The organism is Wolbachia endosymbiont of Nasonia oneida, assembly GCF_009012935.1.
Classification (GTDB): Bacteria; Pseudomonadota; Alphaproteobacteria; order Rickettsiales; family Anaplasmataceae; genus Wolbachia; species Wolbachia pipientis.
Genome location: NZ_QESS01000005.1, coordinates 87,719 through 99,480, shown reverse-complemented (window position 1 = coordinate 99,480; position 11,762 = coordinate 87,719). Strand labels below are relative to the sequence as shown.

Genomic DNA, 11,762 nt, shown 5'->3' with positions numbered 1-11,762 from the left:
TTATTTATACTAAATCCACACCATCACACTCTGGGACCATACACCTAATACATTGTTAATAACGTTTCTTTCGGTGAATAAGTTAACCAAAGAGCCAAGCTGCATTTCTAAAGCAAAAAAACACAAGAAAAATACCACAAGAATAGATAATGCCACTAATTTTCGTCTTTGTTCTGCTGATAATTTAGATATTATATAAATAAATATGCCCAGAGCTGTTATTCCAATAAATATGAGCATATTAGTAAAAAATTCACTATGTATAAGCATTTTAGCAATTATTGATGATGACAGAAAGCTTCCTATCAATACTATACCAAAAATTTTAATCCCTAATATGCGCTTATTCATAAGCTCTGGATAAGGAGAAAGGCCGCTATCTCCTAAAAGATTCTGAAATTTGAGAAAAAAGATTAGCCCTATAGACATCCCAATACCAGCTAAACCAAAGCCGTAGTGCCAGCCAAACAAGTGGGCTACATAACCACATGAAATAGAAGCCAATATTGCTCCAATATTCACACCTACGTAAAATAAAGTAAAGCCTCTGCTACGTTCAGGATCGTCTTTGCCATAGCATGAACTAAGTAAGTTAGTTACGTTCCCTTTAAACATACCAGTACCTATGGCTATTAGAGATAAACCTAAATATAATAAACCTGGTTCAAACTTAACCAATGACATGCAAGCATGACCTGCTATCATCACTATCCCTCCAAGCAACACCATGTTGCGGAATCCCATCAACTTATCAGCTAAAAAACCTCCAAGTATTGGTATAGCATAACCTGTTGCAGCAAATAATGAGTAAATAGTAAAGGCCCTCTCATCAGTGAAACCTAAGTGAGAAGTCAAAAATAGGACCAAAAGTGCCCTCATTCCATAGTAAGAGAAACGTTCCCACATTTCAACAAAGCACAACATTTTTAAAAATTGTGGAAACTTATCTGTCTTCTGATCCATAAAATACCCCTAAAGCTTAGGTTAATGTTAAGTAAAACAATAAAAACTGCAAGTAAAACTTAAAAAAAGGTATTGGAAGCTCGGCAGAATAGTTTGTTGGGGTGTGAGCTACGGAAATATTTTTGAATTTGTAATTTTTCAGAAAGCCCTATATTCTTTAGTTTTACATAGCGAACATGAAGTCAAAGCATTATCCTGATACAGTAAGTAGTCCTGATTTTTCATCGTTAGAAAAGGAAATCATAAAATTTTGGCAGGAAAACAAAGTTTTTGAGCGGTCAGTTGAAGAACGTTCCAAGGATAATTGTTTTGTCTTTTACGATGGGCCTCCATTTGCAAATGGACTTCCGCATTATGGACATTTACTCACTGGTTTCATCAAAGACGCATTTGCAAGATATCAAACTATGCTTCAAAAAAGGGTTGAACGTAGATTTGGCTGGGATTGCCATGGATTGCCGGCTGAGATGGGTGCAGAAAAAGAACTTGGAATATCTGGTAGAACTGAGATAGAGAAGTTTGGTATAGATAAATTTAACGATCATTGCCGTACTTCTGTGATGAAATTTTCATCAGAGTGGGAAAAATATGTCAATAGACAAGCAAGATGGGTAGATTTTCACAATGACTATAAGACTATGGATAAATCATTCATGGAGTCGGTCATGTGGGCATTCAAGCAGCTTTATGATAAGGGTTTGGTGTATGAATCAGTGCGCGTTGTACCATATAGCTGGGCATGCGAAACTCCATTATCTAATTTCGAAACAAGGCTTGATAACGCGTATAGAGAAAAAGTTAGCAAAGCTGTAACTGTTGCATTTGAGCTTTTAGAAAACCCACAGCAATTTAAAAGTGTTAAACGAAAGTGTAAATTACTTGCTTGGACTACAACTCCCTGGACGTTGCCGAGCAACTTGGCTTTAGCAATAGGAAAAGATATTAAGTATTGTGCAGTGTCAGTCCACCCTTTGATGTCATTCCAGCGCGTGACGCTGGAATCTATTTCTGGATCCCAGTGTCGAAGCACTGGGATGACAGGGGAGGGGGCTACTGGGATGACAGGGGATAATGCAAAAGATCTAGTTAACGATGAAGTTTACATCTTCGCTGAAAGTTATTTAGGGAAATTTGTCAGCCACTGTGAACAAAGCAATATTCCATATGAAAACTGCAATATAAAACTTAAAGCGAATGATCTTGCAGGTCTTTCTTACAAACCACTGTTTGACTATTTTAAAGACACAAAAAATGCATTTCGCGTTTTTATTGCTGATTATGTGACGGAAGAAGATGGTACTGGCGTTGTGCACACTGCTCCTGGATTTGGTGAGGAAGATTTTTACCTTTGCCAAAGCCATGATATTCCAGTTATTTGTCCAATTGATAACAGTGGAAAATTTACTGCTGAAATTTCAGATTTGGCAGGGGTTCATGTTTTTGATACCAATGATACAGTAATAAAAAAATTAAAAGAGCAAGGGAATTGGTTTAAAACTGAACAATATATTCACAATTATCCACACTGCTGGAGAACTGACACTCCTTTGATCTATCGCACTATGCCTTCTTGGTATGTTGCTGTTACAAAATTCAAAAGCAGAATGGTAGAGCTAAATAAGAGAGTTAATTGGATACCAAACCACATTAGAGATGGTCAATTTGGAAAATGGCTTGAAGGGGCACACGACTGGTCAATTTCACGCAATCGATTCTGGGGTACGCCAATCCCTGTATGGAAATCAGACGATGCGAGATATCCAAGAGTAGATGTATATGGTTCAATAGAAGAACTGGAGAGAGGTTTTAATGTTAAAATAGACGACTTGCACAGACCATTTATCGATACTTTAACAAGACCAAATCCTGATGATCCAACAGGAAAATCAGTTATGCGCCGTGTACCTGACGTGTTTGACTGCTGGTTTGAATCTGGCTCGATGCCATTTGCGCAAATCCACTATCCGTTTGAAAATAAGGAGTGGTTTGAATCTGCGGATTTTATCACTGAATACATAGCGCAAACCAGGGGGTGGTTTTATACGCTCTTTGTATTGTCCACTGCTGTGTTTGATAGGGAACCATTTAAGAACTGCATATGCCACGGTGTTGTTTTGGATGTAAAAGGGCAAAAATTGTCCAAACGTTTGAATAACTATGCAGATCCAATGGAGGTTTTTGATAGATACGGTTCTGATGCACTGCGTTTTCTTATGCTTTCTGGATCTATTGTTTGTGGTGGTAATTTGCTACTCGATAAAGAAGGAAACTCAATACGAGATGTTCTGAAAAACGTAATAAAACCTATTTGGAATAGCTATCACTTTTTTACCATGTATGCAAATGCAGATGGGATTAAAGCTGAAGTTTGTAAGGATTATCAAAGCACTATTGATCGTTACATGATTTCCAAGTGTTTTGAAGCTGTAGAAGGTATCCAAGCTTCTATGAACAACTATAACTCCCAAGAGGCTTGCAAAATTTTAATGAACTTTTTTGAAGTGCTAAATAATTGGTATATTCGTCGCAGTCGCGAGCGTTTTTGGAAAAGTGATTTGGATCAGGATAAAACTGATGCTTATAATGTTCTATATACGGTTTTTTATTACATACTAAGAGCTGCAGCTCCTTTGTTGCCACTTATAACAGAGAATATATGGCAAGGGCTTAAGTATGAAGAAACATCTGTTCATTTGGCTAATTTTCCACAATTAGAGAAGTTTGATAGTCAGCTCATTGCCAAGATGGATTTGGTGAGAGAGATATGCAACTCTGCACTCTCTATTAGAAACACTTTTAACATACGTATCAGACAGCCACTTGGCAGTATGATCATTTATCATCAGTCTTCCTGTAGTTTTCTTGAAGGTGAGCCGTTTTCTGTCATCCCAGAGCTCTCTCCCGTCATCCCAGAGTTCTCTCCTGTCATCCGAGTAGCTGACACTGGGATCCAGAAAGAAAAAAGTGCTGGAATGACACCAAGCATGAATGAATATCAAGAGATGATAAAAGATGAGGTAAATGTAAAAAAACTGGAGTTAGTAAACAGACTTGAAGATATTGCATCACTAGAGTTAAAGCTAAGTTTTCCCCTGCTTGGAAAGAGAATACCAGATAAAATTAAGAAACTAGTTCAATATGTCAAAGAGGGAAAATGGAAGCAAGTTGAAAATGAGCAAGTTTTTTTAGGTAATGAGTCAGAAAATTACATCATAGAAAAAGGCGAATATGAACTATTGTTAAAAGCAAATAGTGGATATTCTGCTGTATTTGATAACAACAAAGGAGTTGTCATTCTAAATACTGAACTAAATGATGAATTAATTCTAGAAGGGTTAGCGAGAGATGTCGTGAGGCTCATTCAAGAAACCAGAAAACAAGCTGATTTTCATATATCAGATAGAATCAGAGTAATAATCAAAACAGAAGAAGAGAAAATTAAGGAAGCAATAAATACGTGGTTTGAATATATAAAAGAGCAGACCCTTGCCTTATCTTTGGACATTAATACAGAAATTGGAACTAACTTCTATTCTAAGGAATATCAGGATTTAAGTGTTAGTATTGAGCGTTAAATTTTTAATAAAGTTGCAAGATTGTCAGTATTTATGCTATACTTAAGGTAATTGGATAAGGTTATAATATGAATAAAGCTGTTGCAGATGATTATGAAGAAGTTGTTAACAATAGTGGTGGTTTAGGTAAAGCAGAATCTGTTGTTACTTTGGAGGAGGAAGAAGAGTTTTTTGATGCTATGGAAGCTGTTTCTAATGTAGAAGAAGGGAATAATTTAGGTCTTGCTACTTCAGAAGAGGAAGAAGAATTTTTTGATGCTGTGGAAGAACAAGAGCCGTTAGCTAATTTTAACGTTCCACTCAGTATATTTCATTATAAAGATTATAACTCTGATTTTTTTACTTCCTGGTATAATATATCAAGCGAAATATTTAAGGAAATAAATAGAACTTGCCCAGAAAAGAAAATATTAAATTTAGCTCTGTCAGTTTTAATGCTTCCTTATATTGCTTTTACTGCACTGGGATTAGTCGTATGCAGTAGATTTCAAGCAAACAGCAAGACACAAGACAGTGTAGGGGAAGATAAGACAAAAAAGAGTGAAACTGGCGTGCCAAAAAGATTGGCATATGGTGTTCTTGCTGCAATAGCAATTTTTGTTAATATGGCTGTACTTGTAGCCTTAGTTGTTCCTGCAACAATTGCTTTGGCTACTTTTTATCTTTTAAATAGAGATTTATCTCACTCTTTAGTTACTGCTCTTAAAATAAGTATGGGGCGGTATTCTAATAAGCATCAAAATATTGAGGTGTCTTTTCATGAAAAGGAAGTTACTGGACCAAATATTGCGTGGGATATGGAAATAGAATTTCCACCGCAATTTAAACGATTGCTTAGAGATTTGTATGAAAATGAAAATAACAAGTGGTTTGATGTGACGCGGAATTCAGAGCATAGCATCGTACTGAAATTGTCAACTAACATCAATTTAAAAAATGGTCTTAAGCCCTTACGCAATGAAATCAAGGATGTGCTTGCAACTTCTATTCAGGAATTTGCGAAGACTATGGAAGAACTGATAAAGCTAGAAAAGAAAGAGATTACATATGATAAATTGAAGGAATTATTGAACGAATTCAAGTCGAAAGTGGTAGATAGTATAGGTCCTAATTTGACAAGTCACTTAATACAAAGTGCTTATCAAGTTGCCTTTATACAAGCAATTAAGTTTCAGCGAGATAGACGGGGAGAAGATTTTTCGCTGGAAGATGAGATAAAAAATTCTTTAGTGAGACAGGAATTAGAGAGCCAAGGTAAGGAATTACCAAGTAGAAAAGAGATTATAATAGAAGATTTGAAAAACGCAGGAATGGAAGTAGAAGACTCAAAAGATGATGAATTTTCTGTACATGAGGCGGAATGGAAAAAGCTTATAAAGGAAGGCGAAATAGTTAAAAGGACAGTAATTGATATTTATAAAAATAAGCATCTCCAAGCAACAGAGAAAGCCTTAGGTAATGCGAAAGAAGAAATTGAACGTTTAAGAGGAATAGGTCAAACAAGGTGTAACGATATATATAAGAAATTAAAAGAAATACATGAAAACAGTAGCTTAACAAATGACACCTTAAAAAGGGGGTTAGAAGACCTTTTTAAATTCGAATATGATGATCAAGAGATTGAGCGCAGGCTGATAAAATCAGTAATGAAAAAAGTTCAAGGTAAGTTAAGTCAATCAGATATACCGGATAAGGAGAAGCAAAGCCTAAGGAAGCAGCTTGAAGATTTAGAAAAAAAAGTAAAGGTTCAATCGGATAAGGAAGCTTCAGCTAAAATAAATGACTTTATAGAAAAGATGTATTTAGAAATAAAAAAATATAAAGTGCAAAGGTTACTTCGAGAACAAAAAAAGGGTGTTTTACGTTTATGCAAGAAATTAAGAAAATATGGTGAATCAGGTCTAGCAGAAATAATTGAAGCTTTTCGCGTGCAAGATGAAGGACATTTAGAAAAATCTACATTAGAACAAACACTCAAAGATCAAAATAAGCGTTTACAAGCTGAACAAAATAACAGGGAAAAAGGGCATCTGGGTACAAGATCAATAGAAGTGCTCTTAAAAAGGAATGAAGAAATTCTGAAAGCATTAAAACAGTTAGAATTAGGCAAAAAAGAATTATTGATAAATGAAGAAACAAAAAATGATTATAAAGAAGAACTAACGTCTCGTGAAAAAATAAAATTTGCAGTAATAGAAGATGATTTACTGAAGGTATTCAAGCTTGAAACTTTTGATGAAAAAGAAATCAAGAAGTTATTAGAAAGAGCAGAACTGGAGTACTGTTTAGCAGAAAAACGCATCAAATATCCTGTAATTAAAACAAAAGATAATATCAAACATTTTAGTCAAAATTTATTGTCTCCTTTGATAGACAATTTGACAAAAAATATAATAAATAATATACCAGGAAATAGTGAAGGTTGTATACAGAAAGTTAAGAACTGGAGTAAAGTTATGTTTGGTGCAATAAAGATTGGAGCATCAAATGCTTATAAAGAGACTACAGAGAGAAAAGCGTTAAATGTGGCACATAATACTTATAAAGAAGGAGAGACATTTCTTCAATGTTTTCAGTCAAATTATGAAGGTATTGGAGCCTTTTTAGGTAATTTATTTTCTGATGATGGGGTAACATTTAAAAATGATGTGTGGCCTAAAATAGAAGAGCATTTGCATGGAATGTGGGATAGATTTTTCAAGGATATTGAATTCAATATTGGAAATAAATTGGATGAAGTAAGTGTGACACAGCAACGGCAGGAAACTATGATTGTGACTCAACGATAAGTTCTCAAAGTTCCTCCGGTATTTTCACATACTAAATTAACTATAGCACTTGATTCTTTTTGGATCTCTTTTTCAGTTAAAGTGTGGATTGGAGAGCAAAAAGTAACTGACAACGCTATAGACATCTTATTCGGTTCTATATTATTTCCATGGTATACATCGAATATCAAAACTTCTGTGATGAGCTCTGAGCTTTTTTTTATCACATTGATTATGTTACCTACTTCCACATCCTTATTTACTATAAATGCAAAATCACGTTTTACACTTTGGTATTTATAATCGATAAATTTCTTTCTACTTACAGGTAAATTTTCAATATTTTCTAGTATTACCTCAAAACCTACAACTTTTTGCTTGATATCAAAAAGATCTAATATATTAGGATGCAACTCTCCAAAATAACCTGCTACTTTATTCTTAAAAGAGAGAGTGCCTGACTTTCCTGGGTGGTAATGTTCTTTTTCTGCTTTCTCTATCGTTAAATTATCACAATTAACGTTAAAAAACTCCAAAGCTGCTATGCAATCAGCCTTTGCGTCAAAAACATCTACTTTCCTATCAGTATTATAATGGTTTCGCGGTAAATTATTTCCTGACCTAATTCCACTTAAAACATACTTAGACTGAGCTTCACCATCGTAAATCGGCCCGATTTCGAAGATTGCAAGATCAGATATTCCATGGGCAATATTATCAGCAGTAACTTGCAATAAATTTGGCATAATACTTGATCTCATTATATTAAAGCTATTGTTAAACGGATTATCGATGATAAATAACTTATTCGAGTAACCAAATTTTTCAGCTGTTGATTCACTCATAAACGACCAGGTTAGCACTTCATGAAACCCTCTGTTTGTCATCAAAATACGCAAATTGTCGTATGTACTATCTACTTCTTCAACATTATTTGGTAGTGGTTCTTCTTTTATTTTGTCATAGCCGTATATCCTTGTTACTTCTTCGATTAGGTCAGCCGGTATTGTCACGTCCGGTCTCCAGCTTGGTACTTGTACATTCCAATTGCCTTCGGTTTTTTTATCAATACTAAACCCTAGTTTCGTTAAGATATCAAGCACCTCATCAGGCGATACAGACACACTTCCAAACTTGTTCACATCCTGATAATCAAAGCTCACCTTGGTGTCAGCACTATCTAAACTGCCAGCAGACACTACGCTTGAGGTTTCTCCACCACATAAGTCCAGAATCATTTTAGCTGCAAGGTTGAGTCCATCAAAAGTAAATCCAGGATCAACTGAACGTGCAAATCTGTAACTAGCGTCTGTGGAGATGCCGAGCTGCCTTGAAGATTTAGTAATAGAGATGGGATCGAACCAAGCAGACTCTAAAAAGATATCAGTAGTTTCAAGAGTACATTCACTGCACTTACCACCTATAATTCCAGCAATTCCATGAATATTTTTATCACCTGCAATAACGCTTATGTCTTTGTTTAATAAGTATTCTTTACCGTTCAAACCAGCAAATTTTTCTCCGTCGTTTGCTTTGCGTACTGTGAGCTCTCCTTCTATTTTTTTTGCATCATACGCGTGCATTGGGCGGCTGAAAGATATCATAATATAGTTCGTGATATCAACTATTGCAGAAATGGAGCGCATTCCTATCGATTCCAGCCTATCTTTTAACCATTTTGGGCTTTCTTGATTTTTTACATTGGCGATGTATATTCCACTAATAAAACTTTCCCCGTCAGTAACTTCAACATCGATTGGTGAATTTATGAAGCTGGTAAGTTGTGGAATGCTTAAAGTCTTTAATGTCCCAATTCCAGTTGCAGCAAGGTCGCGAGCTATTCCATAAATGCCTAAGCAATCTCCACGGTTTGGGGTAACATTTATATCAATTACAGGGTCACAATTGAAAAATTTATCCCCTACTTTATAATCATCGGAAAGCTCGATTATTCCTTCACTTTCCTCTTGAACCAACGCAAGTTCAGAAGCAGAGCAGAGCATCCCTTCACTTAGCACTCCTCGTATTTTTGTAGGCTTGATTGTGAAATCACTTTCTGGCAATGTGCTACCAAGAGATGCAAGCACAGTTTTCATACCTTCTCTAACATTGTTTGCTCCGCAAACTATTTGTAGAATTTTACTTCCGTCATCTACTTTACATAATTTTAATTTATCAGCATTTGGATGCTGTATCACCTCTAATACTTCTGCAACAATAAAACCAGCTAATTTTGTATTGTCGATCACATCTTCTACTTCTAACCCTATGTGAGTTAATTTATCGGTAATTTCTTCTAAACTAGCATTGGTTTCTAAATACTCCAGTAACCAAGATAACGTGAATTTCATCGATCTAACAAGAAACAAAAAAGTTATTGTAATATAAAATGTAGTGCTTTTAAAGCTTGTTGTAGTGGAATACTTCTACATCATTGTTTATGATGTAGAAGCTTTTGTAACTTTATATCTTCTTGCGAAGAGAAAGAATTTTTTCTATATCACCTTTTAAATCTATCTCCAGAAAGAATTTAAGACTTTCATAATCCCAGGCATCCTCATCAATGTTACCATCAAAAAAGAAGTGTATTATTGCATTGTTGAGTCCTATGTAATAATCGCGAGTATCTTCGTCAAGGAAACAATCTACTGATTCGATGTATCCGTTACCAAATTCCTGCTCCAAATTTAAAGGATGATTAGTGTTAATAAAATCTATTTCGTTCATTATATACCTCACTAAAAATTAAATTATAATCAAAATAAGATATTAAGTCAAGATATTGAATAATTTAACAAGATTAGTAAATTTTAAAATACAGAGCTGACTGTAATTAACATTCTAATTACATATTTTGTTAATATGTTAATGTTATAATAATACAGAGCCTTATCTTAATTCTTGACTTTGTCCTATAAAATTCATACTTTATTTACTGTTTATAATTCAGATTAAAATGGCATTAAATCCGCTGGAACAGTTTAAAGTATATACGGTAATAGAGTTACCTAGGTTATTTGGGTATGACGTAAGCTTTACCAATTCATCTCTTTTCACGATGATTTCGGTGATATTGGTGATACTCTTTTTGCTTTTTGGAATAAAGAAGGGGGCAGTAATACCAGGATATTTGCAAGCTGCAGTTGAGTATGTATATGATTTTGTTATTTCAATAATAGAAAATAACACTGGAAGCAAAGGCTTGCAGCACATTCCATTGATATTTACAGTGTTTATTTTCATTTTATCATGTAATTTGGTTGGTGTTCTTCCTTATAGTTTCACGGTCACAAGTCATGTGATAGTCACCTTCGCTTTATCGATGGTGGTTTTTATTTATATAACGATTGTTGGATTTAAAGAAAGGGGAGTAGAATTTTTACGCATATTGCTACCAAAAGGAACTCCTTCGTGGCTTGCACCTATAATAATTATTATTAAGTTGTTTGCTTATTTAGTAAGGCCGGTTAGCCTATCAATAAGGCTTGCAGCAAATATGATTGCTGGTCATACAATCATCAAAGTGATAGCAGGGTTTATTGTAAATATGAACATATTTTTCACTCCTGCGCCGTTTTTGTTCATAATTGTATTGATAGGATTTGAAGTATTTGTTGCAATTTTACAAGCTTATATATTTACTATATTAACATGTGTATATTTGTCAGATGCAGTAAAGTAATTGACTTCCTTGTAGAATATTTTACAATTATATTATAAAGAAATAATTAAAGGTAATATATGGATTTAGTAGCTTTAAAGTTTATAGCAATTGGTTTAGCTGTGTTTGGAATGCTCGGTGCTGGTTTAGGTATAGCTAATATCTTCTCTGCTATGTTAAATGGGATTGCGAGAAACCCTGAATCAGAAGGTAAAATGAAAAGTTATGTTTATATTGGTGCTGCCATGGTTGAAATCATGGGATTGCTTGCGTTTGTACTTGCAATGTTATTAATATTTGCTGCTTAACAGATGCCACAGCTTGATGTTTCAACCTTCTTTTCTCAAGTTTTTTGGTTTTTAATTTTTTTCTCTTCACTTTTTTTCGTGGTAAGTTGTTTATTTTTACCAAAGTTAGATAAAATAATAAGCACTAGAAGTAAAGAAGTATTGGGTTCTTTTAATAGTTCTGTTCATCTTTTAAGACTCACGGAAGAGCAGATTGCCAAGTATAATGCCGCTTTAAACCAAGCTAGAATACAGGCAAAAAAAATCATAGATGATGCACTTGCTCAGGTAGAAGAAATGAGAGCTAATGTTAAGAATATATTAGAAGAGGAAGACAAAAAAAAGAGCAAGCTTATTGAAAAAAAAGTGGCAGAATTTAAATCTGAATATACTGATCAGTTAAAACAAATGGCTACTAGTATTGCTTTAATTTATTATACTAAATTGACTAATTCTGAAATTGAAGAGGAATTTATTGCTGACTTGGTGTCCAAAGAATTTTAGGGGT

Annotated in this window: 8 protein-coding genes; 5 read left to right on the top strand and 3 right to left on the bottom strand. The window is 34.5% G+C overall.

Annotated elements, in window-relative coordinates:
* Nucleotides 1–9 precede the first annotated feature (9 nt).
* Complete coding sequence (locus DEF52_RS03775; protein WP_237357340.1) at nucleotides 10–963, bottom strand: peptide MFS transporter; 954 nt, start codon at nucleotides 961–963, stop codon at nucleotides 10–12.
* A gap of 176 nt (nucleotides 964–1,139) precedes the next feature.
* Between DEF52_RS03775 and DEF52_RS03770 the strand changes: the two genes are divergently transcribed.
* Both DEF52_RS03770 and DEF52_RS03765 read left to right on the top strand, forming a co-directional pair.
* Entirely contained in the window at nucleotides 1,140–4,538 is a 3,399-nt protein-coding gene (locus DEF52_RS03770; protein WP_151807896.1) for a class I tRNA ligase family protein, read from the top strand.
* A gap of 68 nt (nucleotides 4,539–4,606) precedes the next feature.
* Nucleotides 4,607–7,327: a hypothetical protein gene (locus DEF52_RS03765; protein ID WP_151807895.1), complete on the top strand. Its 2,721-nt coding sequence runs from the start codon at nucleotides 4,607–4,609 to the stop codon at nucleotides 7,325–7,327.
* Here the strand turns inward: DEF52_RS03765 and pheT are convergent.
* Entirely contained in the window at nucleotides 7,318–9,657 is a 2,340-nt protein-coding gene (gene pheT, locus DEF52_RS03760) for a phenylalanine--tRNA ligase subunit beta (RefSeq protein WP_151807894.1), read from the bottom strand. The two genes, DEF52_RS03765 and pheT, sit on opposite strands and share 10 nt — an antisense overlap.
* 112 nt (nucleotides 9,658–9,769) lie before the next feature.
* Nucleotides 9,770–10,033 carry a hypothetical protein gene (locus DEF52_RS03755; protein WP_010962582.1) on the bottom strand — a complete coding sequence of 88 codons (264 nt, stop codon included), beginning with the start codon at nucleotides 10,031–10,033 and terminating at the stop codon, nucleotides 9,770–9,772.
* Nucleotides 10,034–10,262: 229 nt separating this feature from the next.
* Here DEF52_RS03755 and DEF52_RS03750 point away from each other — a divergent pair, with 229 nt between their 5' ends.
* The 3 genes from DEF52_RS03750 to DEF52_RS03740 are packed head-to-tail and all read left to right on the top strand — an operon-like array spanning nucleotide 10,263 to nucleotide 11,758.
* Nucleotides 10,263–10,988, top strand: coding sequence for a F0F1 ATP synthase subunit A (locus DEF52_RS03750; RefSeq protein ID WP_151807893.1), 726 nt, complete (start codon nucleotides 10,263–10,265; stop codon nucleotides 10,986–10,988).
* A gap of 59 nt (nucleotides 10,989–11,047) precedes the next feature.
* On the top strand, nucleotides 11,048–11,275 hold the full coding sequence (locus DEF52_RS03745; RefSeq protein WP_006014985.1) for a F0F1 ATP synthase subunit C: 228 nt from the start codon (nucleotides 11,048–11,050) through the stop codon (nucleotides 11,273–11,275).
* A gap of 3 nt (nucleotides 11,276–11,278) precedes the next feature.
* Nucleotides 11,279–11,758 carry a F0F1 ATP synthase subunit B family protein gene (locus DEF52_RS03740; protein ID WP_077188072.1) on the top strand — a complete coding sequence of 160 codons (480 nt, stop codon included), beginning with the start codon at nucleotides 11,279–11,281 and terminating at the stop codon, nucleotides 11,756–11,758.
* Nucleotides 11,759–11,762: the final 4 nt, after the last annotated feature.

Excerpts from the sequence above, each read along its gene's own strand:
- DEF52_RS03745 (WP_006014985.1), top strand. The coding sequence starts at position 11,048 with ATGGATTTAGTAGCTTTAAAGTTTATAGCAATTGGTTTAGCTGTGTTT.
- DEF52_RS03765 (WP_151807895.1), top strand. The coding sequence starts at position 4,607 with ATGAATAAAGCTGTTGCAGATGATTATGAAGAAGTTGTTAACAATAGT.
- DEF52_RS03740 (WP_077188072.1), top strand. The coding sequence starts at position 11,279 with ATGCCACAGCTTGATGTTTCAACCTTCTTTTCTCAAGTTTTTTGGTTT.
- pheT (WP_151807894.1), bottom strand. The coding sequence starts at position 9,657 with ATGAAATTCACGTTATCTTGGTTACTGGAGTATTTAGAAACCAATGCT.
- DEF52_RS03750 (WP_151807893.1), top strand. The coding sequence starts at position 10,263 with ATGGCATTAAATCCGCTGGAACAGTTTAAAGTATATACGGTAATAGAG.
- DEF52_RS03755 (WP_010962582.1), bottom strand. The coding sequence starts at position 10,033 with ATGAACGAAATAGATTTTATTAACACTAATCATCCTTTAAATTTGGAG.
- DEF52_RS03770 (WP_151807896.1), top strand. The coding sequence starts at position 1,140 with ATGAAGTCAAAGCATTATCCTGATACAGTAAGTAGTCCTGATTTTTCA.
- DEF52_RS03775 (WP_237357340.1), bottom strand. The coding sequence starts at position 963 with ATGGATCAGAAGACAGATAAGTTTCCACAATTTTTAAAAATGTTGTGC.